This is a genomic window from Nocardioides sp. CCNWLW239 (assembly GCF_037137035.1).
Lineage (GTDB): Bacteria > Actinomycetota > Actinomycetes > Propionibacteriales > Nocardioidaceae > Nocardioides.
In genome coordinates this window covers 122345-147687 of record NZ_JBBBNW010000006.1, presented here as the reverse complement: position 1 = coordinate 147687, position 25343 = coordinate 122345, and the positions used below count along the sequence as shown (strand labels likewise).

20 protein-coding genes are annotated in these 25343 nt (G+C 68.1%); 10 read left to right on the top strand and 10 right to left on the bottom strand.

All coding sequences use genetic code 11. The features are described 5' to 3' along the window. Nucleotides 1-614: 614 nt before the first annotated feature. From WBG06_RS21410 to WBG06_RS21375, 8 genes are all read right to left on the bottom strand, one after another. A complete protein-coding gene (locus WBG06_RS21410) occupies nucleotides 615-1715 on the bottom strand; it encodes a glycosyltransferase family 4 protein (protein WP_336739061.1) in 1101 nt (366 codons plus the stop codon). A gap of 49 nt (nucleotides 1716-1764) precedes the next feature. Next, nucleotides 1765-2499: an FkbM family methyltransferase gene (locus tag WBG06_RS21405; RefSeq protein ID WP_336739059.1), complete on the bottom strand. Its 735-nt coding sequence runs from the start codon at nucleotides 2497-2499 to the stop codon at nucleotides 1765-1767. A gap of 141 nt (nucleotides 2500-2640) precedes the next feature. Next, nucleotides 2641-3531, bottom strand: a complete 891-nt coding sequence (locus tag WBG06_RS21400; RefSeq protein WP_336739058.1) for a lysylphosphatidylglycerol synthase domain-containing protein — start codon at nucleotides 3529-3531, stop codon at nucleotides 2641-2643. Nucleotides 3532-3665: 134 nt separating this feature from the next. Next, nucleotides 3666-4685, bottom strand: coding sequence for a GDP-mannose 4,6-dehydratase (locus WBG06_RS21395; RefSeq protein WP_336739056.1), 1020 nt, complete (start codon nucleotides 4683-4685; stop codon nucleotides 3666-3668). 5 nt (nucleotides 4686-4690) lie between these two features. Further along, nucleotides 4691-5680: a GDP-mannose 4,6-dehydratase gene (locus WBG06_RS21390; protein ID WP_336739054.1), complete on the bottom strand. Its 990-nt coding sequence runs from the start codon at nucleotides 5678-5680 to the stop codon at nucleotides 4691-4693. Between the two features lie 107 nt (nucleotides 5681-5787). After that, nucleotides 5788-8619: a YfhO family protein gene (locus WBG06_RS21385; RefSeq protein WP_336739052.1), complete on the bottom strand. Its 2832-nt coding sequence runs from the start codon at nucleotides 8617-8619 to the stop codon at nucleotides 5788-5790. 102 nt (nucleotides 8620-8721) lie between these two features. After that, nucleotides 8722-9477, bottom strand: coding sequence for a class I SAM-dependent methyltransferase (locus tag WBG06_RS21380; RefSeq protein WP_336739050.1), 756 nt, complete (start codon nucleotides 9475-9477; stop codon nucleotides 8722-8724). Nucleotides 9478-9512: 35 nt separating this feature from the next. Beyond that, nucleotides 9513-10613, bottom strand: a complete 1101-nt coding sequence (locus tag WBG06_RS21375; RefSeq protein ID WP_336739048.1) for a glycosyltransferase family protein — start codon at nucleotides 10611-10613, stop codon at nucleotides 9513-9515. Between the two features lie 98 nt (nucleotides 10614-10711). Between WBG06_RS21375 and WBG06_RS21370 the strand changes: the two genes are divergently transcribed. The 10 genes from WBG06_RS21370 to WBG06_RS21325 all read left to right on the top strand — a co-directional run bounded on the left by WBG06_RS21370 (nucleotide 10712) and on the right by WBG06_RS21325 (nucleotide 21585). Continuing rightward, on the top strand, nucleotides 10712-12094 hold the full coding sequence (locus WBG06_RS21370; protein ID WP_336739047.1) for a hypothetical protein: 1383 nt from the start codon (nucleotides 10712-10714) through the stop codon (nucleotides 12092-12094). Nucleotides 12095-12135: 41 nt separating this feature from the next. Further along, nucleotides 12136-12690, top strand: coding sequence for a YceD family protein (locus tag WBG06_RS21365; protein WP_336739045.1), 555 nt, complete (start codon nucleotides 12136-12138; stop codon nucleotides 12688-12690). Nucleotides 12691-12758: 68 nt separating this feature from the next. After that, a complete protein-coding gene (gene rpmF / locus WBG06_RS21360; protein WP_008358292.1) occupies nucleotides 12759-12944 on the top strand; it encodes a 50S ribosomal protein L32 in 186 nt (61 codons plus the stop codon). Between the two features lie 20 nt (nucleotides 12945-12964). After that, nucleotides 12965-13663, top strand: coding sequence for a ribonuclease III (gene rnc, locus WBG06_RS21355; RefSeq protein WP_336739354.1), 699 nt, complete (start codon nucleotides 12965-12967; stop codon nucleotides 13661-13663). Between the two features lie 10 nt (nucleotides 13664-13673). Beyond that, nucleotides 13674-14543 carry a bifunctional DNA-formamidopyrimidine glycosylase/DNA-(apurinic or apyrimidinic site) lyase gene (gene mutM, locus WBG06_RS21350; protein ID WP_336739043.1) on the top strand — a complete coding sequence of 290 codons (870 nt, stop codon included), beginning with the start codon at nucleotides 13674-13676 and terminating at the stop codon, nucleotides 14541-14543. A gap of 461 nt (nucleotides 14544-15004) precedes the next feature. Beyond that, entirely contained in the window at nucleotides 15005-16180 is a 1176-nt protein-coding gene (locus WBG06_RS21345) for a glycosyltransferase family 2 protein (RefSeq protein WP_336739041.1), read from the top strand. Between the two features lie 108 nt (nucleotides 16181-16288). Then, nucleotides 16289-17089 carry a DUF6576 domain-containing protein gene (locus tag WBG06_RS21340; protein WP_336739040.1) on the top strand — a complete coding sequence of 267 codons (801 nt, stop codon included), beginning with the start codon at nucleotides 16289-16291 and terminating at the stop codon, nucleotides 17087-17089. A 160-nt stretch (nucleotides 17090-17249) separates the two neighbouring features. Beyond that, complete coding sequence (locus WBG06_RS21335) at nucleotides 17250-17447, top strand: hypothetical protein (RefSeq protein ID WP_045548398.1); 198 nt, start codon at nucleotides 17250-17252, stop codon at nucleotides 17445-17447. Between the two features lie 155 nt (nucleotides 17448-17602). Beyond that, nucleotides 17603-19696, top strand: coding sequence for an acyltransferase family protein (locus WBG06_RS21330; RefSeq protein ID WP_336739038.1), 2094 nt, complete (start codon nucleotides 17603-17605; stop codon nucleotides 19694-19696). Between the two features lie 248 nt (nucleotides 19697-19944). Continuing rightward, nucleotides 19945-21585, top strand: coding sequence for a glycosyltransferase family 2 protein (locus WBG06_RS21325; RefSeq protein WP_336739037.1), 1641 nt, complete (start codon nucleotides 19945-19947; stop codon nucleotides 21583-21585). 69 nt (nucleotides 21586-21654) lie between these two features. Here WBG06_RS21325 and WBG06_RS21320 read toward each other — a convergent pair whose 3' ends face one another. Continuing rightward, complete coding sequence (locus tag WBG06_RS21320; RefSeq protein ID WP_336739036.1) at nucleotides 21655-23433, bottom strand: hypothetical protein; 1779 nt, start codon at nucleotides 23431-23433, stop codon at nucleotides 21655-21657. A 58-nt stretch (nucleotides 23434-23491) separates the two neighbouring features. After that, complete coding sequence (locus tag WBG06_RS21315) at nucleotides 23492-25270, bottom strand: hypothetical protein (protein WP_336739035.1); 1779 nt, start codon at nucleotides 25268-25270, stop codon at nucleotides 23492-23494. Nucleotides 25271-25343: the final 73 nt, after the last annotated feature.

Below are 25343 nucleotides of genomic sequence, written 5' to 3'. Positions count from 1 at the left end.
GACCGGCAACCTGGCCGGAGCGCGGCCGGATCTCGTGGGACGGCCCGGGCCGGGCCAGAACCGCACGGTTCGGACGCCTTCGGGGGTGGTGGCCGACCCTGCCGTCTGGAAGGGGTTCTTCGCGACCCACGGGTTCGGCCAGGTCGACAGCACCCTGGCTGCCGTGGTGCTGCTCGGGATCCCGCTGACCGTGGCGCTCGTTGCTGCGGCCGCGCTCGCCTGGAGACGCCGGGCATCCACGGCACAGGTCGTGGGCGGGCTCCTGTTCGTCGCTATCGTGACCGGCGTCCTCGTGCTCCAGATCCACTACGTAGCCGGCGGGGGAGGGGCCTCGTGGCGATACCTCATGCCGGTGATCGTGGTGACGAGCATCGCCACCGGATGGGTCCTCGCCCTCGTTCCGCGGCTGATCCGGCTCTGCGTGCCCGCCTGTGCCGCAGCGACCTTCGTGCCGTTCGCGGTGCTCGTCGCCTCGCCGGGGGAGGGGGCCGTCAGCGGCAGCCTGACGGCGGCGCCGACATTCCCGGTCGGAGCCGGCATCGCTGCGCGATCTCCGCGGCCGGCGTCGTCCTGGCGACGTTCGCGGCCTGTGCGTTGGCTGCCCGACGAGGGGTCTAGGAGTCGGCGAGAGTCTGCAGCCGACCGACGATCGCGTCCCAGCCATGGGTGCTCTTGTATTTCTCGACGCCCGCCGACAGGTCGTGCGCGTCGTCGCGACTCGCTGAGCGGATCACGTCGGCCAGCGCCGCCGGATCGCCGGGCGCCACCAGGTGGCCGGTCTCGCCGTCGATCACGACGTCCTCGAGCCCACCGACACGGGAGGCGATGACCGGGACGTCGTAGTTGTAGGCGAGCGCGACCACGGCGCTCGGCGTCGAGCCGACGTAGGGCAGCACGACGTAGTCCGCACGAGCGAAGTATTCGGCGGCCTCAGCGTCGTTCACGTATTCGAACCGCAGCGAGACGTTCGGGTGGTCGGCATACTCCTTCGCCAGCTCCGAGGAGTCCCCCCAGTGCTCGCCGACGACGGTGAGGAACACCTCGGGGTCGTCGAGGAGCTTGACCGCCTCCAGCAGCTTGTCCAACCCCTTGTAGGGCCGGATGAAACCGAAGAACAGGAGCTCGATCCGGCCACGCTTCGGCAGCGTTCCCTTCGCCTCCGGATAGTGCCCGTACGCCGGGATCGGATGCATCTCGACGGGCTTGTCAGGATGCGCCGCAGCCAGTGCCTCGGCGTGCTCCCGAGAGTGGACGAGATAGCAGTCGCCCAGTCCGATCACGTACCGCGAGATGGCCGCCTTGATGCCCTTCGCGTCATGGTCGGCGAGGTTGTGGCAGATCATCGCGACCCGGATGCCGCGGCGCTTCAGCATCCACCGGGTGCTGATGATGTAGGGAGCCCAGAACCAGGTCCACCAGTGCAGCACCGCCAGGCGTACGCCGTTGCGTTCGATCTCCTTGACGGCCTTTCGCCAGGTCAGGGGGTTGATCGAATCAACGATGTAGAGCGCCCCGGGTTCGCGCTGATCGGCGACCGAGCGGTCGATGTCTCCGTCACCGGGGTAGAGCCACTGCGGGTATTGGCGGGCGTAGGAGACGAACAGCACATCCTCGCCCTGCTCGGCGAACGCGCGGGCGAGCAGCGTGTTGTATTGGGAAATCCCCCCTCGATAGGGGAGCAGCGGGCCGACGACGGCAATGCGGGATGTGGTCACGACGGACTGCCCTTTCCTTAGAAGTGGGACTATACGGTGGGAAAGGAGCTCACGACTGGGCGTCGGGCAGGAAGATGTAGTTCATCGAGATCGGCACCTTCGAATGAACCGTCGAGTCACAGGGGATGAGCCGGCCGTCATCGAGATAGTGACCCTGGTAGCCGAGGCTTTCGATGAACTTGAACGTGCGCGCGAACTCGTCGGGCGTCTGCGCGTCCGCATCGATCTCGATGAGGATCGTCGGGCGACACCGCGTGATCGTGTCGACGGCGCCCTGCAGCATGGCGAACTCGAACCCTTCGACATCGATCTTGATGAAGCCGACGTCGTCGAGCCGGAACCCGTCGAGCGTGCGCAGCGGCACCGTGACGTCGACCCCGTCGCCGTCCACCCGGGAGAACGACGCACGAGTGGTCGTGAGCGAGCCGCTGAGCCGGGGGATGTGGATGGCGATGGTGTCTTCACGGTCACCCAGGCCGCAGGCCTCGATCCGGACGTTGTCCGTCCTGGCGGCCCAGGCGGTCAACAGGCGAACGCAGTCCGGCACCGGCTCGAAGCTGACGACCTCTCGAGCCAGCTTGGCCAGGGCGAAGGCGTAGGTCCCGCGGTTGCCGCCCACGTCGAGGGCGAGCTTGTCGGCAGGGACCAGCGTCGACAGCAGCGACATCTCCGGTTCCAGCCCACCGACCAGGCGCTGAGCGTGGTAGCGGAAGGGGACCCGAGCGGCGAGCGGCACGGCCGCGTCGACGAACTGCATTCGTTTGGCGAGGTTCTTCAGTTCCATGCCCTGTCCAGGGTTCGTAGGGTTCGACCGTCGGGCCGCGGACGCGGCCGAACTGGCCCGGAGCGTCCGCGCGGCGTGAACGTTACCAAGGCGCACGAGCTTCGGACCGGATCTTGATGCTTGTCGTCGAGCGCATCGTGATCACGGGTGGGGAGGCCTCGGATCAGGGGGTGGCCGACGGTGGGTCAGCGCTATGGCGGCCAGGGCCAGGATGAGGTCGGCAGCGGTGACCAGCACCCGCGACGTCACCGCGACCAGCACTGCTGGTGCGGTGCCGATCGAGGTCGCGAGCACGAGCACGATCACCGCGTCCCGGACGCCGACGCCGGCCGGCACGGGGATGGCGAGGACGCCGACGCAGACGGCGAGCGAGATCGCGCCGAGCGCCAACGGGAAGGTCGATGGGTGCTGGTCGCTGAGCGGCCACACCAGGAAGAAGAGATGCGCTCCGAGGAACACGAAGGACAGCACGACCCAGCCGGCGGCCCGCAGCGAGGCGCGGGTGCTGAGCCGTTCGGTCACCGGTGCGCGACCGAGGCGCGCGAGCGCGAAGTTGAGGATGCGCGGCAGCGTCTGCGGGTGCAGCAGCACGAGCAGAAAGGGAAGAGCCAGCAGCGCCCACCAGTAGTGGGCGATGGCGCCGGGCGCGGAGAACGGCAGCACAGCACACGCCAGCAGCATCCCGACGGTGCAGCTCAACGCGATCGTGAACACGTTGCTGGTGAGCATCGTCGCTCGGGTGGCGCCGTAGCGGCGCCCGGCCTCCATCTGCATGAGGATCGGCCACACGGAACCGGGAAGGTATTTGCCGAGCTGGCTGACGAAGAAGACCCGTGATCCCGCGGCGAGCGGCATCGTGACGCCGAACCCGCGCAGGACCTCTCGCCACTCCAGGAAGGTCAGAGCGGTGCCCAACGAGGCGAAGGCGAGGCTGGCCAGGAACGGCCAGGGCCCGATCTGGGCGAGCGACTCCACCATCTGGTCGCGTTGGGTCCACAGGGTCCACCCGGCCACCGCGAAGACCACCAGCACGAACGCCGCTCCGCCCCACCGGCGGAGCTGGCTCGAGCGTGAGCGAGCCGCTGGGGTCTCCGCCTGTTCGTGCCCGGCGTCGCCGTCTGGCGTCTGCGAGCGGTGAGCGGAGTTCCGCGGACGGAGGTTCGGCCTCATCGCTGCCCCGGCCGGTGATCGGTGAGATCGTCGACGTCCTGGTCGACCATCGCAGCGACCATCGCCTCGAAGGTCATCGTCGGCCGCCAGCCGAGCACCGAGCGCGCCTTCGACGCGTCGCCGACCAGTGCTGCCGGATCGGAGGGTCGGAAGAACGCGGGATCGATGCGTACGCGACGCTCCCAGTCGTCGATGCCGACGGCGTCGAAGGCGGCAGCCACGAAGTCCCGGACGGAATGGCCCTGACCGGTCGCGATCACGTAGTCGTCGGCCACGGCGGCCCGGTTGGCACGCACCATCGCATCGACGAAGTCCGGCGCCCAGCCCCAGTCGCGGACGCTGTCGAGATTTCCCAGCGCCAGCTCGGACTGGTGGCCGAGCGAGATGGCTGCGGCTCCGCGGGTGATCTTCCGGGTCACGAACGAGGCCGGCCGGCGCGGCGACTCATGGTTGTAGAGGACGAGCGCGGAGACGCCCAGGCCACGGGCGCGGTAGGTGCTGGCCAGATGATGGGCGAACGCCTTGGCGGCCCCGTAGGGGCTGACGGGTCGGACGGGCGTGTCCTCGTTCTGCGGGGAGACCTCGGGGGAGCCGAAGATCTCTGCGCTCGAGGCCTGCACGACCCGTACGGCCGATCCGGTCGACTCCTGAAGGCGCCAGGCGGCGTCGAAGAGGCTCGCGGCGCCGAGGCCGGTCACCTGAGCGGTCTCGATCGGCTCGTCCCACGAATAGGCCACCGAGCTGATCCCGCCGAGGTTGTACACCTCGCTCGGCGACACCTCGAGAAGGAGATCCCGCAGCAGGTCGAGCCGACCGAGGTCACCGTCGTGCCAGTGGACCTGGCTCTGCCACGCACCGAGGGGAGTCCCCGGGTTGCTCGCCTGATGGCTGAGCGCGTGGACCTCGACACCGTCGGCCAGCAGACGCTCACACAGGTAGCTGCCGTCCTGGCCGGTTGCGCCGGTGACGAATGCGACGGGCAGCGGGGGCGGGTCGTGGGACTGGCCCGAGGACACGATGACTACCTTCCGGCGAGACGGCTCTGCTCTGCCAGGTCGGATTCAACCATCATCGAGACCAGCTGCGGAAACGAGACCTGAGGCTTCCACCCGAGGACGTCGTTGGCCTTGCTGGCATCGCCGATGAGCAAGTCGACCTCGGCCGGCCGGAAGAACTGCGGGTCCTGGTAGACGTAGCGGTCCCAGTCGCTGATGCCGACGTGCGCGAAGGCGAGGTCCAGGTATTCACGGATCGAGTGGGTCTCGCCGGTCGCGATGACGTAGTCGTCGCCCGCCGGCTGCTGCAGCATCCGCCACATCGCGTCCACGTAGTCGCCGGCATAGCCCCAGTCCCGCTTGGCATCGAGGTTGCCCAGTGCGATCTGGTCCTGGAGGCCGAGCTTGATGCGAGCGACAGCCCGGCTGATCTTGCGGGTCACGAACTCGGGTCCGCGTCGTGGTGACTCGTGGTTGAACAGGATGCCGGAGGAGGCGTGCATGCCGTAGGACTCGCGGTAGTTGATCGTCATGTAGTGCCCGTAGACCTTGGACACACCGTAGGGCGAGCGCGGCCACAGCAACGTGCTCTCCCGCTGCGGGACCTCCTGGACCTTGCCGAACATCTCCGAGCTGGAGGCCTGGTAGAAGCGGACACCGGAGGCGCCGCCGCCGTTGCAGTAGAGCCGGATCGCCTCGAGGATGTTGAGGACTCCCATCCCGGTGACATCGCTGGTCACCTTGGCGTTCTCCCAGGAGTAGGCGACGTAGGAGATCGCGCCGAGGTTGTAGACCTCGTCGGGCTGAGCGGCTTCGAGCGCACGCAGCAGGCTCGACTGGTCGGTCAGGTCGCCGGTGAGGACCTTGACGTCCGGCACAGTCTCCTCGACGAGCGCGCGCTTGGGGTTGTTCTGGCCGCGGACGAGGCCGAAGACCTCGTATCCCTTGCTCAGCAGCAGCTCGGCAAGGTAGAGGCCGTCCTGGCCGGTGATTCCGATGATGAGAGCTCGGGACATGGTTCCTCGATGGGATTCAGAGTTGGGTGTGTGGACAGCCGTAGCGGTCGAGGACTGGACGAGAGGGCCCGGTACGGATCGGATTGTCGCCTACTTTCGTGCGAGGGTCACCCGTTTTGCCGACGGTGTCGGCCGCGCAGCGCTCCCAGCCCCAGAAGAGCCAGGGCGAGGAGCACGGCGACGGCGCTGACGATCCCGGCTGCCGGCCAACCGGGCGGCGTGTATTGCAGGTGCACCGTATGGGTGCCGGGCGACAGGCGGACCGCACCCATGGCGTGATCGGCATCGACGATGGTCGCGGGCCGGCCGTCGACCGTCGCACGCCACCCTTTTCGGTGGAGAGAGTCGGCGACCACGAGGTAGCCGGCGCCGCCTGTGGATCTGACCCGCGCTGTGATCGTGGCGCCGTCGTCGACCAGCACCTCGACATCCGCCGTGGACCCGGCGACCGCCTCAGCACCGGCGTCGGCGAGAACGACCGTGCCCGCAGAGGGCTCCGTCTTCAGCCGCGAGATCCGGTCCTCCCGGTCCTCGACCGTGATCGAGGTGCCTGCCCATCGGATCCTGGGGAGGGCCGATCGCCGTTCGTAGACGAGAGCACCCGGCTCGGTCGACACGAGCTGCAACCCGTCGATGGCGGGCCGCAGGGACGAGCACGTCAGACCCGCGTCGCCGGTCCGAAGCTGCAGTGGTGAGGTCAGCCCCGTGAACCAGACCTCGGCGGTGCTGCCCGGTGCCACCTCGTGGGGGCCTCCGCTCAGCGCCACGCGGAGCTCGCCCCTCGGAACGGTGTCGGCGAAGCCGCGTACGCCGGTGACCGAGTCGCCCTTCGGGGATCGGATCCGTACGTGGAGCCGGGGGCCGTCGGGGGTCGTCTCCTGGGGCGACCGATTGACGATGGCGATGCCGTTGGACCGGCCGGGCGGCAGCGTGCACGTGAGGCGTTCACCGGAGCTGACGCTCGCGACCTGCCCGCCGCGCTTCTGCAGCCGAGGAGTCGGGGCACCCTCGACAGTGCTCGGCGAGGTGACCCAGTAACGGACCCCGAGTCGGTCGAGGACCGGATCCTTCGCCACCTGGTTCAGATCGAGGACGGCGAAGTCGCTGTAGGTGGGGGTGCGCATGACGGTCGGATCGACGGCTTCGAGCAGATCGCGCCAGGTCGGCGCGGTGAACTGATGGCCGAGCGGCGTCCGGAGGCCGTACATGTCGGCGGTCGACGGGTAGAGCACCCCGGTCGTCGAAGCGAACCGGTCCTCCCCGAGATGCTGCTGCAGGTAGCGGTGCGTCGGGGTGACGGGGTAGAAGTCGTCGCGCTGGCTCAACGGCCACTCGACCTGGACGAACATGATGCTCTGGACGGCGACGAGAACGGCGACGGCCACCGACGCGAACGCGCGCGCCCGCGATCGCGCGACCACCGCGACCAGCACGGTGACGATTGCGAGGACGAGGAAGATGCCGGGCACGACGAGCCGATCGAGGAGCTCCGCCCACGGATCCGGGTCGTCCGAGCCTGCGATGATGGCGTGAGCGGAGACCAGCCCCCAGACGAGCGCCGCGACCGCGGCGATCACGACGCCGACGGTCACCGCGACCGGAGGACGCGGCCGGCCGTGCTCCGCCGGGTCGGGGTCGGCCGGGTCCGGGTCGGCCGGGTCGGGGTCGGCCGGGTCGGGGTCGGCCGGGTCGCGCAGGCGGTCGAAACCGATGGCCGCGAGGACGGCGACCAGGAATCCGAGGACGCTGGCGGCCCTCGCGATCGAGTTCGACCCGAACAGCGGCAGGCTCTGGATCAGATGGAGCACGGGGCCACCGACCCAGATGGCGATCACGATGACGGCGACGACGACCGCGAACAGCACGCGGAAGGCGACCGTCGGAGTCTGCCTCCGGCGCACGGCGACCGCCGCGATGGCCAAGACGACCGCGCCGGCACCGAGGAATGCCGTGGACTCGATCGGGTTGAGCGGACCGGCGACCGCCCCGTCGACGCAGGATCCCCAGACGTGGGGCGCCACCGTGGTGAGCAGGTAGCCGCCCGGGGGATGTCTGGTCGAGAAGTCCCGGCCCTCCAGGTTGATGGCGGCGAGATCGGCGACGAAGGGAACCAGCTGCACCGCCGAGATCACCCCGCCCAGGAGCACGCCGCCGGCCGCGAGGCACAACGGCACGATTCTGGAGATGACTCCGGCGCCTGCTGGCGACCGGATGGCCATGATCAACGCCATCAGGCCGGCGAGCGTGAGGGCGTACATCGTCACGGCCGGGAACCCGCCGAAGATCATGGCGGCGACCACGAGGCTCAGGAGCCCGACGTCAGCAGGGCCACGGCGGGAGACGGTTCGGTGGACGGCCCAGAACAGCGCGGGGATCCAGCAGGCGACTCCGGACTGAGGCCAATTGGTCCACATGACCATGAAGCCCGAGGAGATGAAGACGAGGCCGGCGAGCCAGGCGGCGGCCCGGCTGACCCCGATCCGACCGAGGAAACCGACCATGCCCGCAACGGCGACGAGGCACTGCAGCAGCTTCACGTAGGCGGGCGCGAGCCAGAGAGGCATCACCAGGTAGGGCCAGGCGACCGGGTTGAGCAGCCCGAGGTTGGGGATGGAGGCCAGGGGTGTGCCACCGACCTCATAGGGGGACCAGCTGATCGGCCTGCCGTCGCGCAGACGCTCGCGGATCTCGGCGATCCCCGGGAGGACACCGTCGACCGTGTCGCCTCGACACCAGATCGACGGATCGACCGGACCGAGGACCTGGAACGGCAGATAGCGGTGGAGCAGACCGACGTCGAGGAAGACGCCTCGGCCGACCAGCGCGGGGCCCAGCGCGACGCCCAGGAACACGACGAGGAGTCCGAGCGTCACCAGCTCCGTGACGTCACGAGCATGTCGGCGTGGTGTGGCCGAGTCGGTGTGGGCGATGCGTGCCACAGGCCGTCCTTCGTCGAGTTGCTGGGCGGTCAGGACCGTACCGGCACAACATTGCCTCGGAGACGCGACACGACGGGAGCGAATTACCGCGCCCGGTCAGGGTCAGGCGCGCTTGGTGGCGACCGCCACCAGACCGGTGCCGTTGTCCGGACGTAGCCGTTGCAGGGCCATGAACGGGCTGGTCGCCAGGGCGATGGCGGCACCCTTGAAGCGGCCGCTGGGCTGGAACGTACGTCCTGTCGCCCGGGTGAGCTCCTCGGGGGTGAGGTCGCCGACCTTCTCCAGCTTCCGGGCGTCGATCCGGTTGCGGACGGCCTCCAGGGCGTAGCCGAGCGGCCAGCCGTAGACGGTGATGTCGATCTCGCCCAGGCCGGCTTCCTCCAGTCGGTCGGTGAGCTCCTCGGGGCTGTAACGGCGGAAGTGGCCGGCGTGCCGGTCCATCGGCCCGAACCGCTCCTGGAACGCCGGGACCGAGAGCACCAGGTGACCACCAGGGCGGAGGTGGGTGACCCACTCGGCGAGCGCTCCCTTGTCGTCTTCGATGTGCTCGAGCACCTCGAAGGCACAGACGAGGTCGTACGTCACCCCCGGCTCGAGCTCGGAGGACATCGCGTTGAGCACGGTGCCGCCGGCCGCGGTGATGCGTTCGTAGGCCACCGCGAAGGAGTCGGCGTCGGGCTCGACCCCGAGGTAGTCGGCGCGGGTGGCCAGCCGCGCCCCGAAAGCGCCCTGGCCGCAGCCGATCTCCAGCGCCGTGCTCGGAGCGATCCGGTCGATGATGCGGCTGACGACGTCGTAGCGCAGCCAGGCGCGGGGCGCGAGCGGGGGCAGCGGGCGGTCGGTGGCGTTGAGCGGCATCTGGTTCCTGGTCCGTGCTCGAGTGGGTGGTCCGGTCAGCTGAGTCGTTCGAGGATCGGCGTGGCGACGGCCTGCGGGGTGTAGCGCTCGCGCGCCCGTTCGTACGCCGCCTCGCGGAGGCGTTGCGCCTCGGCGGGGTCGTCGGCCAGCTTGGTCAGGGCGGAGGCGAGCTCTTCCGGGCTGCCGGGCTCGACCAGCAGGGCCGCGCTGTCCAGCATCCGCCGCTGGGGTTCGGTGTCGGAGGTGACCACCACGGCGCCGGCGGCGGCGCCCTGGAACGCCTTGTTGGGGACGACCCGGCGTGCCTGGGGGACGGTGCCGAAGATGCCGAGGCTCACGTCGAACCCGGCGACGAAGTCGGGCAGGTCCTCGGCGTCGACCCAGTCGACCCAGGAGACCCGCGGGTTGGCGGCCGCGAGCCGCCGGGCCTCCTCGTACTGCTGGCCCTGGCCCACCATCGTCACCTCGATCCGCTCGTCGTCGGCGAGCAGGTCGAGAGCGTCGGCGATCACAGGTGCACCGTGGGTGGGGGAGAAGAGGCCGACGAAGACCGCCTGCAGCGGGGCCTCGGTCGGTCGCTCGAGCGCCCTGGCGCCCGCGTCGAACCACTCGGTGGTGGCGCCCACCGGGCACACGACCGAGCTCGGGCGTACGTCCTCGGGCAGTGCCTGCTGCTGCTCGACCGTGTCCACGATGACCACGTCGGCCTGCTTCAGCGCCAGCGCGTCGATGGTCTTCATCAACCGCAGCTTCAGCCCGCCCGAGCCGGCCAGCCGCCGGTTGGTGGCCACCCCGGCCGCCGAGACCATGTGGTCGAGCAGGATGGTCGAGCGGGGATGGAGGAGACGGGCCAGGTGCACGTCGAAGTGGCCCAGGTAGCCGACCAGGACGGCGTCGGGACGGCGACGCCGTCGGAGCGACTCCCGGGCGAGCCCGCTCCAGCAGGTCAGCAGCCGCAGCGCGAGCAGCGGCAGCCGCCACGGCTGGCGCAGGATCGCCACCCTCGCCGCGGTGTCCAGCCCCAGCGGCCGGTTGACCTCGGTGACCTCGGCGCCGCAGGCGCGCAGGCCCTCGATGAGTACCGCGACCCGCGGATGGGAGGTCACGTCGTAGGTGCCGAAGGCGACGATGTGCATCACCTCAACGTTAGGCTCGACGTCAAGGAAAGATCGAGCAGCACACCCCGCAACTGAGATCTCGGCGCCCGAAAAGGGGTGCTGCTGGGGAGGACTCTTTGCCCACCGTACGGCCCACCGCACGACAGCTCTGGACCGCCGGTCTGATCGCCAACCTGGTCGCGTGTGCCGGCGTCTGCGCCGGTTACGCGCTCTCCTCGCCGCTCTACGGCAGCAAGGACGAGGTGGCCCACGTCGACCACGCCTATCAGCTCTGGCACGGCACCCTGATCAGCATCGGCGACCCGATGCGGATGCCGCAGATCTGGGGATACACGCTGCCTTTCGACTGGACCGGCCAGCATCCTCCGCTGTTCTACCTGCTGCTGGCCCCCGTGGTCGGACCGCTCACCGACGCCGGCCACCTGCTCGCCGCCGGGATGGCCGCACGCGGTCTCGCGGTCGTGATCACATGTCTGGTCGTGGCCGCCGTGATGTGGACGACGAGGCAGATCGTCCCGAGCCGACCCGAGGTGTCGATCGCTGCCGGGCTGGTCACCGCGCTCAGCCCGGCCCTGACCAGGCTCGGCGGTGTCGTCTTCAACGACAACCTGTTCGTGCTGTGGGCCACCCTCCTGGTCGGGCAGACCGTCTGGTTGCTCCGCCACGGACCGCGGACCCGTGGCCTGGTGCTCTTCGGTCTGTACGCAGCCGCCGCCCTCGGCACCCGGCTCCCCGGTGTCGTCTTCATCGGCCTGTGCGCGACGACCCTCGGCCTGGTCTGGCTGTTCACCGGACCGCGCCGCGACTGGGCGGGCGTCGTGCGCCTGGGCGTCGCGGTGCTTCTCGCGGTCGTCGTCAACGCCTGGTTCTACGTCCGCAACTTCCGTGCGACCGGCAACTGGTCCGGCATGCAGACCGACCTCGTCGGCAAGCCCGGCGGCCCGCTGCACGAACGGCAGGTACGCCCTGTCCTCGACGTCGCCACCGACCCCGACATCTGGCGCCAGTTCCTCATCCCGCCGGCTCTCCAGGAGCACGTCACCATCGGCGCCGTGCTCACCCTCGCCCCGCTCGTGCTCGGGCTGGTCGTCGGCCTCCGCGCGTTCTCCCGATCGCGGCGTGAGCCCGTGCGGGTGGCGACGGCGCTGCTGCTGATCGCCCTGACCGCCGTCATCGTCGGGATCCAGCTCAGCTACGCGGCTGGTGGCGGGGGAGCGTACTGGCGCTATCTCCTCCCGCTCACCGTCGTGACCAGCCTGCTCACCGCGCTCGGGCTCACTGCGACGCCGCGTTTGGCGGGACCGCTGGTCGGGGTCTGGGCCGCAGGGACGTTCGCGGTCTTCGCCGCTCACATCGCCCCGCCGAACCCGTCCGGCGGTGACCTGGCGACCGCGCCGGTATTCCAGTCGGCGGCCTGGGCCGCGACGGGCGTCGCGGGTGTCGCGGGCGCGGTCGCTGTCGTGAGCGTCCTTTTGGTCGCGGTCGCCCGGTCCCGGTAAGATCTCACCTGATCTGTCGTGCCCTCATCCGGAAGTGAAACATGACTGCCCTGGACCCGAGAGCGCCGCTCGTGCTCGATACACGCGAGCTCGGCCGCCGCCCGGGGTCCGAGCGTCACGTCGAGCTGACGGTGCCGGCGCCGGCGGATCTCGGTATCGAAGTCCTCTCTGTCCCTGAGGGTTCGCCGGTCGAGTTCGACCTGCGGCTCGAGGCGGTCATGGAGGGTGTGCTGGTCACGGGGACGGCTTTCGCTGTCCTCGAGGGCGAGTGCGTGCGGTGCCTGGAGCCGATCGAGGACGAAGCCGAGGTCGACATCCAGGAGCTGTACGTCTACGACGACTCTCGTGATGGCCAGACCCCTGACGAGGACGACGAGACCAGCCGGACCGAGGGCGACCTGATCGACCTCGAGCCGGTGCTCAGGGATGCGGTGGTGCTCGCGCTGCCGTTCCAGCCGATGTGCCAGGACGACTGTCCGGGACTGTGCCCCGAGTGCGGGGCGCGGCTCGCGGACGACCCCGGGCACGACCACGGCGAGAAGGTGGACCCGCGCTGGGCGGGGCTGGCTTCGTTGAAAGACGACTCCAGCAACTAAGGTTACCCAGCACAACAGGCTTCAGTAGCCGGTCGAGATCCGACCGGTCGAATTATGAGGAGATAACAGTGGCTGTTCCGAAGCGGAAGATGTCGCGCAGCAACACCCGTCACCGCCGCTCGGCCTGGAAGGCCGTTGCGCCGACCCTGGTGACGTGCGCGAACCCCGCCTGCGGTGCCAAGCACATCCCGCACCGTGCGTGCGGCGAGTGCGGCCAGTACGGCGCTCGCGCCGAGCGTCGCCAGGTCCTCTGATCTGACACGCGGTTAGTCTCCTGACCAACTACGCCGAGCTTCGCAAAGCGCTCGGGGATCCGATTCTGGACCCCGAGCTGCTTGAGCGTTCGCTGACCCATCGGTCCTACGCCTACGAGAACGGTGGCCTGCCCACCAACGAGCGCCTGGAGTTCCTGGGCGACTCGGTGCTCGGCGTCGTGGTCACCGAGACTCTCTATCGCACCCACCCCGACCTGCCCGAGGGCAAGCTGGCCAAGCTGCGGGCGGCGGTTGTGAACGCCCGCGCCCTGGCCGAGGTCGGTCAGGCCATCGGCCTCGGCCAGCACATCAAGCTGGGCCGTGGCGAAGAGGCCACCGGTGGGCGCGAGAAGGCGTCGATCGTCTCCGACACCGTGGAAGCGGTGATCGGGGCGGTCCACCTCTCCGGCGGCATCGAGGTCTCCACCGTCCTCGTGCATCGGCTCTTCGACCCGCTCATCGAGGCGGCCTCCGACCTGGGCGCCGGTCTCGACTGGAAGACCTCCCTGCAGGAGCTCGCCGCCGAGCGGGCCCTCGGTGTTCCGGAATACGTCATCACCGACGAGGGCCCCGACCACATGAAGACCTTCACCGCGAAGGTCCGGGTCGGCGACCAGCTCTACGGCAACGGCGTCGGCCGCTCCAAGAAGGAGGCCGAGCAGGCCGCCGCGGAGACGGCCTACGGCGAGATCCAGGCCGCTTCCACCACCTCGGCCTAGGGATTCTCGGTTGCCTGAGCTCCCCGAGGTCGAGGTCGTCCGCGCCGGCCTCGAGCGCCACGTACTCGGTGCGAGGATCGTGGCCGTCGAGGTCCTGCACCCCAGGCCCGTACGCCGCCATCTCGCCGGCCCCTCGGCCTTCGCCGAGGAGCTGGCCGGTCGAGCGATCACCGGCGCCCGGCGCCGAGGCAAATACCTGTGGCTGCCGCTCGACTCCGGCGACGCGCTGATGGCCCACCTGGGCATGAGTGGCCAGATGCTCGTCCAGCCGCCCGCCTCGCCCGACGAGCGCCACCTGCGCGTCCGGCTCCGTCTCGACGGCGCTGCGGAGGGCCGCGAGCTGCGCTTCGTCGACCAGCGGATGTTCGGCGGCCTCTCGATCAGTCCCGGGGGAGCCGAGCTCCCGACCGAGATCGCCCACATCGCCCCCGACCCGCTCGAGGCCGCCTTCGACGCCGAGGCCGTCGTGCGGCGGGTCCGGCGATCGTCCAGCGGCATCAAGCGGATCCTGCTCAACCAGACGGTGATCAGCGGCGTCGGCAACATCTACGCCGACGAGGCCCTGTGGCGCGCGAAGCTGCACGGCGAACGGCCGGGGGAGCGGCTGACCGGCCCGAAGGTGCGCGAGCTGCTCGGCCATGTACGCGACGTGATGACCGAGGCACTGGCCCAGGGCGGCACCTCCTTCGACGCGCTCTACGTCAACGTGAACGGTGAGTCGGGCTACTTCGACCGGTCGCTGGCGGCCTACGGGCGTGAGGGCGAGCCGTGCGACCGGTGCGGCGCTCCGATGCGACGCATCGCGTTCATGAACCGATCCTCCTACTTCTGCCCGGTCTGCCAACCGGCGCCCCGGCCCCGACGAGCGGCAGGCAGATAGCCCACCCGGGCTGCCGCTCGGCCGCTGATGCTCTGCCGCCTGTTTCTGAGCGTCGAATGTTGCAGCCGTGTGTCACTTCTGGGGATCGTGAACGGTAGTTAAGAATTCGGGATTCCGGTGGGGTAATCTACGGCGGTTCGTCCTGAGTGCAGCACGCTGCGCCGGCCGGGGGGCAGACGAAGCACCGCCGCGTTCGGGCCGGCGGTATCACCGGGTGACCATGTGGTCTCCTGGATCTCGGGATGACAACAACAGACCCCGATGACCGGCGCAGGCGTGACCACTCCCAGCCGCCGGTGATCATGAGCTCGAAGGACGACAGGTGGCTTCCCATCCCGATGGTGTGGTGACCACCTTCGACGCCGGGCTCTCCGGAAAGGACCTCCAGCTGTGAGAGCTGCTCGGGCAGACGCCGTCGTGCGACGGATCACGGACCGCCATCGCGTCGGAGGCGGGCAGGCGTGACGGACTGGAGACAGCTGGGCGGAGCCGGAGTCCGTCGAGTGCGGGAGCTGGCGGGGTTCAGGCCGTCGCTCAGCGTGATCGTGCCGGTCTACAACGTGGCTGAATACGTCGAGAAGAGCCTGCGCAGCATTCTGAGCCAGCCGCGGCGCGAGATCTCGAAGCTCGAGGTGATCGTCGTCGACGACGGCTCGACGGACGGGTCGGCGGAGATCCTGCGGCGGATCGCGGCCGAGGAGGCCTCCGTCACCCTCATCACCCAGCCGAACTCGGGGGTGTCGCGAGCACGTCACACCGGGATCGACGTGGCAACCGGTGAGCTGCTGACCTTCGTCGATCCCGACGACATCCTGCCGCCCGACGCGTGGTCGGCGATGGTGAGGTCGTTGCGGCGTACGGGATCGGACTTCGCGGTCGGCGCCGCGGAACGGGTCGCCGTCGAGGGCGGGGTGGAACGGCGGTCCATGACCCCGCTGATGCGTCGCAACCACGCCGAGGAACGGCTCCGGTGCCGGATCGAGGACGCGCCGCTGATGCTGGCCGACATCTTCGTGTGGAACAAGATCTTCCGGCGGTCGTTCTGGACGGAGAACGCGATCACCTTCCCGGAGCGCACCCGATACCAGGACCAGGTGGCGCTGACGCAGGTCTTCCTCGCCGCCGACTCGTTCGACGTCATGACCGACATCGTCTACGACTGGCAGGTTCGCTCCGACCGGTCCTCGGCGACGCAGAAGCGCGCCCAGATCGCGAACCTCGTCGAGCGCATCAACACCAAGCGTCAGACCATCGACCTGGTGCGCGCGACCGGGTCGGTGAGCCTCATGGAGACCCTGCTGGTCGAGGTCCTGCCGATCGACATGTGGGAGCACTTCCGGGCAGCGGTTCACCCCGACACCGAGGATCCGGAGCGCTACTGGGATCTGCTGCGAGCCGCCGTCCTGGAGTTCTGGTACGACGCCGGGGTCCCGTTCGAGGACACGACGGTTCCGCGGGCCCAGCGGCTGATGGCCTGGCTCGTCGCTCAGGACCGGGCCGAGGACCTTGCGGCGCTGGTCGCGCTGATCGACCGGCACGGTGCCCGGAAGGCGTTCGGACAGCATCCGTGGCGCGACGATCCTGCGCTGCCCCTCGATCTGCGCGACATCGAGAGGTCGGTCGGGGTGCCCTACTGACGTGGCAACCAATGCGTGGATAGGCTCGGCCTCGTGCGAGAACGTTTCCGGTTGACCCCAGGCGGTCGGTACCCCCACGAACCTTGGTTCCACATCGGTTCTCTGGCCGTGACCACGACCTGGCTCGTGGTCTTCGCGAGCATCGCCGGGCTGGTGCTCTTCGCGGTGATGGGCACCGCGGGTGTGCTCAGCGGGCTTGCGCTGGTCCAGCCCAACCTCGCCGACCTCAAGCTGTGGACGCTGATCACCTGGCCGTTCGCCTATCCGCAGTTCAGCATCTTCGACGTACTGGCGATCTTCTTCTTCTGGTACTTCGGCTCCGACCTGGAGCGCAACGAGCTCGGCCGGGTCCGGTTCGCCTGGCTGCTGGTGGCGTTCACCGCGGTGCTCTCGTTCCTGACCGTCTTCTTCGGAGCGGTGCTCGCCCCCACCTACGTCCTCGCCGGCCTCGGGATGCTCGAGATGATGGTGGTGCTGCTGTGGATCGCGCAGTGGCCCGACCGGATGTTCATGTTCAACATCCCGGCCTGGCTCTTCGGTGTGATCCTGGTCGGCATCCAGCTGATCCAGTATCTCGGCTACCGCAGCTGGGTGATGCTGCTCGTCTTCGTCGTCGGTCTGGGAGTGAACGCGTTCGTCGCGCGCCAGTTCGGCCTGCTCGACCGGTTCTCCTGGATCCCGCAGGTCGCCGGACCCGGCCGGCCGAAGGCGGCCAAGCCCGCCAAGGCGAAGAAGCGTACGTCCGGCCCGACCGTGGTCACCGGACCCTGGGAGTCCTCGACGGTCTCGAAGGACGAGCAGCGGATGGACGAGCTCCTCGACAAGATCCACGCCGAGGGTGCCGACTCGTTGACCAGCAAGGAGAAGAAGGAGCTCATGCAGCTGCGTGAGCGCCGACGCCGAAGTTGAGTGCGATGCACTCAAGTTCAGCCTGAGATCGAGGCATCCGCACGGTCAGAGGTCCCGGCTTTGGACGCGTGACGTTGACGCTTGTCGATAACGGTGTCACTCTTGTAGACGGCCCGGTATCGCGGGGACTTCTAGTGATTCCAACGAAGGAAACGTATTCATGGCGAAGGCGCTGATCGGTTACATGAGCAGCGACCTGCGGACTCCCGCCCACCTCACGGCCGAGAATGCTCGGCTTCGTGCGCGTGTGCGTGAGCTCGAGGATCTCGTTCTGTCGCTGAAGACGGAGAACGATGCGTTGGTCGCGGCTCACACCGCGGACCTCGACACCTCGATGCAGGAGATGCAGCCCGCCTGATCTGCGGGCATTTCAACGAGCGGCACGCCCGCTCACGGGGAACCGACTCTGATCTCAGGGTCGGTTTCTGCCGTTCCGGGGGAGGGTTCCATGCCAGCAGCGGTTTCGGGCCACGAATCCGGGCGGGCGACGGCTCCATGCCATAATCCGCCGCTGTGACCCTGGCTCCCCCACAGCCTGATCCTCAGGTTCAGACCTCGGCCCGCCCGCAGGCCGAGCGCGCCCAGCGCGTTGACATCCAAGCGCTGCGGGCGCTCGCCGTGCTGTTGGTGGTCATCTACCACTTCTGGCCGGCGCGCCTGACCGGCGGGTATGTCGGGGTGGACGTGTTCTTCGTGATCTCGGGATTCTTGATCACCACCCATCTGGTGCAGCACCCGCCGACGACGCCGCGGGACCTTGCGGTCTTCTGGGGCCGTCGGATCCGACGGCTGCTTCCGGTGGCGCTGCTGGTGCTGGGCGTCTCGCTCGTCGCCACCTGGCTGGTGGCACCGGCGACGCTGTGGCGTAGCACCGCGGTCCAGGCGATCGCCTCGGCGGTGTACGGACAGAACTGGGTGCTCGCGGCAGAGGCCGTCGACTACATGGCTGCCGACAACGTCCCGACCGCGGTGCAGCACTACTGGTCGCTCTCGGTGGAGGAGCAGTTCTATCTCGGCTGGCCGATCCTGATCTTGCTCAGCGGTCTGCTCGTGCGTCGTCGGGGTGGCAGTCTCCTCTCGGGTACGGCCTGCGTCATCGCCGTCGTCACGTTCGTCTCCTTCCTCTGCTCTGCCTTCATGACGCCGTCCAGTGACGCTGCGTACTTCTGGTCCTGGACCCGGTTCTGGGAGCTCGGGCTCGGTGGTATCGCCGCGCTGGTAGCGATCTGGCTTCCCGCCTCTGTGGGCGGCGGTCGCACGCTGCGCGGGTTGCTGTCCTGGGCGGGGCTGGCCGGGATCCTCTACGCCGCCTGCACGTTCGACGAGTCGACCGTCTTTCCGGGTGTCGCGGCCGTGGTTCCGGTCGTCGCGACGGCGCTTGTCATCCTCGCTCAGCCGATGAAGGGAATCGCCTCACCTGTCGGACTGATGGGCCTGCGGCCGGTGCAATGGATCGGTGACGTCTCTTACTCCGTCTACCTGTGGCACTGGCCCGTCGTCGTCCTGCTGCCGTATCTGCTCGGACAACCAGCCAGCTGGCCGGTCAAGCTGGCAGCGGTCGGCGCGGTCGTCATGTTGTCGTGGGGCACGAAGGTGATGGTGGAGGACCGTTTCCGCGGCTCTCGCCCCCTCGGTGTGCCGCTGCGACGCAGCTTCGTTTTCGCTCTTGCCGGTGCGCTGGTCATAGGAGTAGGCAGTGTCGGCCTGGTCCGACAGGCGAGCGTGGAGACCACGTCCAGCGTCGCTGCGGGAGCCGATGACCCGTGCTTCGCAGCGGCGGCCCTCGCCACGGACGGATGCGATCCGCACGGGACTCGGCTCTACCTGCCTCCGCTCGCTGCGGTCGATGATGTGGCCGAGCCGTTCGAGAACGGCTGCGTGCTGCAGATGAGTGACCGGAAATATCGAACGTGCTCGTTCGGATCCGAGGCGAAGGGCGCGACCAAGATCGCCTTGGTCGGCAACTCCCACGCAGCGATGTGGCAGCCGGCGTTCGAGCAGGTCGCGACAGAGAGCGGCTGGAATGTCACCACCTACCTCATGTACGAGTGCTACACCTCAGATCGCGCGGTGAGGATGCGTGATCGGGCGACGACAGCCAACTGCCTTCGTTGGAACCGCCATGTCCTCGAGGAACTGATTCAGGACGAGGTCGACCTCGTCGTGTTCAGCAATCGGTACTTCCGGCGGATGGCCGGCGCGACCTCGGACCAGGACAGTTTCCGGCGAGCCAGGGATTCCTCCGAGCGCGTCCTCGAACGCCTGTCGCGAGATGGCAGGCGAGTGCTGGTACTCCGTGATCCCCCGGCTCCGCCCATCGAGAACAAGCCTGATTGTGTCGCTGCCAATCTGGACGATCTCGACGCCTGCGACGGCAGCCTCGAGGACTCCGTGCTGCCCGACCCGATGACCCTGGCCGCGCGGGATCTCGACGATCCGCGCGTCACTGTCATGGACACGGTGCCGTCGTTCTGTCGCGACGGGACCTGTTTCACCACCATCGGTGGCGTTGTCGTCTACTACGACAACTCTCATGTCACCGCCACGTACGTCAGAAGCCTGGCTGGCAGACTCGAGACGGCTGTTGACGGTGCCCTGTCCGGGTAGCGCCTGAAGATTCGTTGCTGTTGTGTGACAGTTCGCCGCGAGGCGGCTCTCCTTTAGTTTCGGGAGGACGCGCTGAGGTAATCTCAGGCCTGCTCGCCGACGCGCTGCGTGAAGGCTGGTCTTTCTCAGGGGGCGAGAGAACCGGCGCCGTGGCCTGTCGGAAGCCGGTGCCGGTGCGAGCGGGCACTCGACGTTCACCTCTCGGGTCCGCTGTCGATCCACCCTGTGCAGAGAAAGTTATCCCCCCAATGCCCAAATCGCTCACGCCCAACCCTGCCCTTCGTGATGTCGTCTTCAAGAACCGGTGGCGCGACGCCTTCGATGGAACGGTTCCCGACGGGTGGGAGCCGACGCTGAAGGTCTCGGTGGTCACGCCGGCCTTCAACAGCAAGACGCTCGACCTGACCCTGGCGTCGCTCGCCGCGCAGGACTACCCCGAGGAGCTCCTCGAGGTCGTCGTCATCGACGATGGCAGCGAACCGCCTGTCGAGATCGGCAAGTACGCTCCCAAGAACACCCGGTTGATCAGGGTGGACGAGGCTGCGGGTGAGGGCTGGGGTCGCTCCAACGGGCTCAAGATCGGCATCGACGCAACCGATGGGGACATCATCTACTGGGTCGACTCGGACATGATCCTGTTCTCGGACAACGTGCGCGAGCACGCCAAGTGGGCGCACTTCATCCCGGAGGCCGCGACCATCGGCCACAAGGGATTCGTGGAGGAGTGGGACTTCACCCCCGAGCAGGTCTTCAACGAGGTGCGCAGCGACGAGATCCGCAAGCACCACGACCTCGACACACTGCACCGGCACTGGTCGCTCGACATCTACGAGCAGACCGACGACCTCAACGCCACCGGGGGACGCAACTACTCCACGCACATGGGCGCCTGTGCGACGGTGACCCGCGCGGTGTACGAGAAGACCTTGGGGCAGCGTCCCGAGCTCAAGCTGGGGGACGACACCGAGATCGCTTACCAGCTGTGGCAGCGCGGTGCGGTGTTCATCCCGGTGCAGTCTGCGCAGACCTACCACCTCGGTCGCGCGACCGTGCAGGACAAGGGCATCGAGGTCGCCCACTACAACGACGTCCACTTCGCGCAGCGCATGCCGATCCCGCGCTATCGGCGTGCGGCGGCCAACCGGCAGTGGGAGGTGCCCTTTGTGACCGCCGTCGTGCGGGTCGATGCGGAGAGCGCCGAGATCGCCCGCCGCTGCGTGGACATGATCCTCAACCAGACCGAGACGGACGTGCACGTGCTCGTCGTCGGTCCGTGGTCCAGCCTGGAGACCGGTCGACGCCGCGTCCTTGCCGAGGCCGCACTCGAGCTGCAGCTCATGAAGGAGTGGTATCGGTGCGAGGGCCGCGTCACCATGGTGGACGAGGATCCTGACGACGTGTTCCCGTCGCCGTACCGCCTCGATGTACCGGTCAATCTCGGCCTGTCTCCGAGCGACCTCCACGAGATCATGCGGTCGGTGTACGGCGAGGACCTCGGCGTCGTCAACTACTTCCCGCCAGAGGGTGCCGACGAGTCGATGGTGCTGTCGATCCGGTCGACCCACGCCTACAGCCGTGCCAAGCGGTACGTCTCGGAGGACGTGTCTGTGATCGAGGCACTCGACGCTGTCTGGGGCGTGGAGTGGCGTTCGAGCAACGACCTCGGGCTGGTGGATCTGCGCACCGCCGAGCCGGTCAAGAAGATCACTCGGGGCGACGACGACCTCCCGATGCGTGAGCTGCGGATCCAGCTCGAGAACGCGCGTACGCGTGCTCGGAAGAACCGAGAGCGAGCAGAGGCCGCTGAGCGGCGCGCCGAGGAGCTCGGCATCAAGCGCCGGGTTCGCAGCAAGCTCGGACGCATGGCCAGGGGCGTCACCCGCTCCTGACGGCCCAGCAACGTCTGCGGCGAGGTCTGATCCGGACACCGATGGTGTCCACGATCAGACCAGCGAAGCTCAGACCAGCAAACGTGCCGTCAGAAGTTTCGCGGGACCGGGGCCGGCATCGGCTGGCCGCCACTTCTGCATCTCTTTCGACGACAGATCCAGAAGCTCGGTGTAGATGCCTCGCGTCGCTGGGTCTGAAATGCCTGCTACCCAGTCGCGTCCTTGGTCGACGATCTGGTCCGGGCCGAGATCGAAGTCGTAACCCCAGCGGTTCGCTATGCCCAAGCCGAACGACATCGGGCCGGAGACGGCGTCGCCAGGAGTACCCCAGACGGTGACGTCGGGGATCTCCTCATCAAGCAGGGGGCCGCCCAGCGCGTCCTGACGCTCGACGGCATACGTCGACGAGATCGCACGCTCTGGGGTCTCGTAGGGAAGGGACGTCATGTCGGCATCCGTGACCGAGAGGATGTCTTGCACGAGCGCTGCGCCGGTAGGGCGGGGACCGTCAGAGCCAGGCCTGGGATGGAGCGCGTAACGGGCGAGGATCGCCTGGGTCAGGGGCCTCAGGCCGATCAAGCTGATGGCCAGATGGGCACCGCTGTGTAGGCCGTTCCGGTGTCCGAGATAGTGCCATTCCGAGGCCCACGGGTGGTCGTCCGGAACACCGAGCTCCCGCAGTCCCTTGCGGAACTGATGCGCAAACGCGTCGCGGCGGGCGCCCGCGTACGCGGAGCTGTCGCGCCTCGTGGTGCCGTAATAGGCGGTGGTCTGCTCCGCCGAGCGCCAGCCGTACCCGCCTTTCGCCATCTCTGCGCCGAGTCCGTTCATCGGAATCGAGCGAGGCTTTCCGTTGCTCGATCGAGTCGGGACCAGCCGGTCGTAGACCCCTAGGTGGCTACTCGCCCAGACGGCGCCGAGAGGTGCTCCGTAGACGTCCGGTGCGCCGAAGTCGAAGTTCGCGGGATGGTTGATGTCGAGTCCGAGGGAACGGGCCAGCCCCACTGCTGCTTCATAGTCCGCGACGTTCGCATCGGTTCGCCGGTGGCTCTCGATGAAGAGGCTCTTCGACACCCCTGCTCGGCTTGCCGCCGCGAGCACAGCGCGCGAGTCGTATCCGCCCGTGAGACTCAGCATCGGTACGTATCCGTCAATCGACGAGATCGCACGCACCTGTCCGACAGCCACCGCGGAGGCTCGTCGGATGACGTCGCGGTATCCCAGACCGACAGGGGAGAAGGCGTGAAAGGCGTCGACTCCGACGACGGCCGACGTCGGAAGGACCCCTCCGAACATGATGCGCAGCCGTTTGCCGACGGGGCACCTCTCGATCTCGCTGTAGAGCGTGTCCGAACTGATCATCTGGGACGTGATGGCCAGCGTCCGACTTCGGGCCGCGACGACCTCGAGGTCGACGGAGTTGGGCAGGCCCAGATGTGCGCGGAGATCAGCGAGAACCAGCAGCGAGTCGCTCGCCGCGACGATGCCCGGTCCTGCGGTGTGCAGCAACGGGACGGTGCCGAACGTGTCAGTCCACACCTCCGCCTCGCGGAGCGACCAGGTGGCAGCCACATACTCGCCGCCGGTGATACGAGTCCGGCCGGTGCGTGCCAACGACCAGGCCGGCAGGCCGTAGCCGATCGCAGTCCCATCCTCGGAGACCACCGTGCCGCGCAGGAAGTTCCGGGGACCTACGCTACGCGCGACGTCCCGCCCCATGAGCAAGATGAATCCGGTCTCGACCGGGACGAACCGATACTCGGTCCGCGTGACCTTGTTGGTGCGCAGCCAGTCATCTATGCGAGGACGAAGATGGCGGGCCATGGCGACGACAAGATAGTTTGACATCGGCACTCACATCGTCGGGGCGACAGGGTCGCCAGGGAGTGGGGTTGTTGGCTGTACGTCAGACGAAGAGCCGCGCCGCGAGCAGCTTGGCAGGACCTGGGCCTGCATGAGAAGGCTTGAGCCTAGCGAACTGGTTCCTGGTGAGCGTGAAGAGGTCTTCATAGATCGCCTTCGTCGTCGGGTGCGCGATCCCATCGAGCCAGTCTCGAGCCGCGGCGAGCATGCCGTCGGGATCACCGTGATCCAGGTCCAGACCCGCCTGCTCAGCGATCCGAAGGCCGTGACTCAAAGGTCCCAGAGGCACCTCCGTGGGATGTCCGAGAATCTGGACCTCGGGGATCTCGGATTCCTGGAGCGCACCGCCGAGCGCTGAGCGTCGCCGTGAAGCCTCTTCCAGCGTGATCTCGCGCTCAGGCCGGTCGTAGGGAAGCGATGCGACCTCCTTGTGCATCACCGACAGCATGTCGGGGATCAGCTGAGTGCCGGTATCCACCGACTTTCGCGCTTCCGGGTTCAGGGCGAACCGCGCCATGACGCTTTGGTTGAGCGGGCGGAGCCCGATCATGGTCATCGCCAGATGGGCACCGCTGTGCAACCCGTTGCGATAGCCGAGGTAGTGCCACTCCGAGGCCCACGGGTGATCGTCGGGGACACCGAGATCGGACAGGCCCTTACGGAACTGTGCTTCGAACGCCTCAGCGCGTTCGACGCGGTGCACTGAACTGTCCGCCCGCTCCGAGGTGAAGTAGTCGAGGACGCCCTCCAACGACCGCCAGCCGTAGTTGCCCTTCGAGAGCTCGGCTCCGAGACCGGTCATGGGAATCGACAGCGGGCGACCATGCGAGGTGTGGTTCGGGACGAGTCGGTCGTAGGTGCCCATGAAGGCTGTCGCCCAGATCGCCGTCGGAGTGGACGCGCCGTAGCTGACGGTCTCGCCGAAGTCGAAGTCCTTCGGGTTGTTGATCCTGAATCCCCGAACCCGAGCGATCTCGACGGCGCGCTCGTAGTCGACATCGTTCTCGGAGGTGGCTTTGTGCACGTGAACGAGCATGCGTCCCACGTCGCCGGCCCGAATGGCGCCGGCCAGGAGCACCCGAGAGTCGCGTCCTCCGGTGAGTCCGAGCATCGGGACGGCACCGTCGAGAGAGGTGATGGCCCGCATCTGTCCAGCCACGGCACCGCAGGCCGCTCTGACCATCTCCTGGTAGCTCATGTCGGTTGACGAGAACTTCTCGTAGGCGCTGGTTCCGTGCACCCGAACTGTCGGCTCACCGTGGTCGAAAGCGATCCGCAGATGCCGGCCGGCGGGGCACCACGAGATCTCCTGCACGAAGGTGTCGCTGCTGAGCTGCTGGGAGTGGAGCGCGAGCGTCCGACTCCGGGCGATGACTGCCTCGTCGTTCGCGCTGACGGCCAGGCCGAGGTGTCGTCGAAGGTCGGCCAGCAGCAGCATCGAGTCGCTGGTCGCCACGATGCCGGGACCGGAGGTGTAGAGAAGCGGCACTGCCCGGTACGTGTCGGTCCAGACGGCAACATCACGGAACGACCAGGCGGCCGCCACATATTCACCGCCGGTGATGCTGGCAGGTCCATGGCTGATGATCGGCCAGGCGGACAGCCCGTAGCCGATCTTGTCGCCGTTCTCAGAGACGACGGTTCCGCGAACGAAGTGGTTTCCAGCGACGGATCGAGACACCCGGCGACTCATGATGAGCAGCTCGCCGCCGGGCACGGGCACGAAACGGTGCTCGGAGTCGTCAGAGGCATGCAGAGCGACCCAGGCCTCGATGGCCGGGCGGGTATCGGGGGAGAGCGCAGCGATGAGGTAGTTCGACATGGTCAGTGCACCTGTTCGGAGATGGGGGAAGCGACCCGGTATGGGCCGGAGGATCGCTCAGCGATCGTGCGTC

Excerpts from the sequence above, each read along its gene's own strand:
- WBG06_RS21405 (WP_336739059.1), bottom strand. The coding sequence starts at position 2,499 with ATGGAACTGAAGAACCTCGCCAAACGAATGCAGTTCGTCGACGCGGCC.
- WBG06_RS21390 (WP_336739054.1), bottom strand. The coding sequence starts at position 5,680 with ATGTCCCGAGCTCTCATCATCGGAATCACCGGCCAGGACGGCCTCTAC.
- WBG06_RS21380 (WP_336739050.1), bottom strand. The coding sequence starts at position 9,477 with ATGCCGCTCAACGCCACCGACCGCCCGCTGCCCCCGCTCGCGCCCCGC.
- WBG06_RS21375 (WP_336739048.1), bottom strand. The coding sequence starts at position 10,613 with ATGCACATCGTCGCCTTCGGCACCTACGACGTGACCTCCCATCCGCGG.
- WBG06_RS21365 (WP_336739045.1), top strand. The coding sequence starts at position 12,136 with ATGACTGCCCTGGACCCGAGAGCGCCGCTCGTGCTCGATACACGCGAG.
- WBG06_RS21335 (WP_045548398.1), top strand. The coding sequence starts at position 17,250 with ATGGCGAAGGCGCTGATCGGTTACATGAGCAGCGACCTGCGGACTCCC.
- WBG06_RS21325 (WP_336739037.1), top strand. The coding sequence starts at position 19,945 with ATGCCCAAATCGCTCACGCCCAACCCTGCCCTTCGTGATGTCGTCTTC.
- WBG06_RS21320 (WP_336739036.1), bottom strand. The coding sequence starts at position 23,433 with ATGTCAAACTATCTTGTCGTCGCCATGGCCCGCCATCTTCGTCCTCGC.
- WBG06_RS21315 (WP_336739035.1), bottom strand. The coding sequence starts at position 25,270 with ATGTCGAACTACCTCATCGCTGCGCTCTCCCCCGATACCCGCCCGGCC.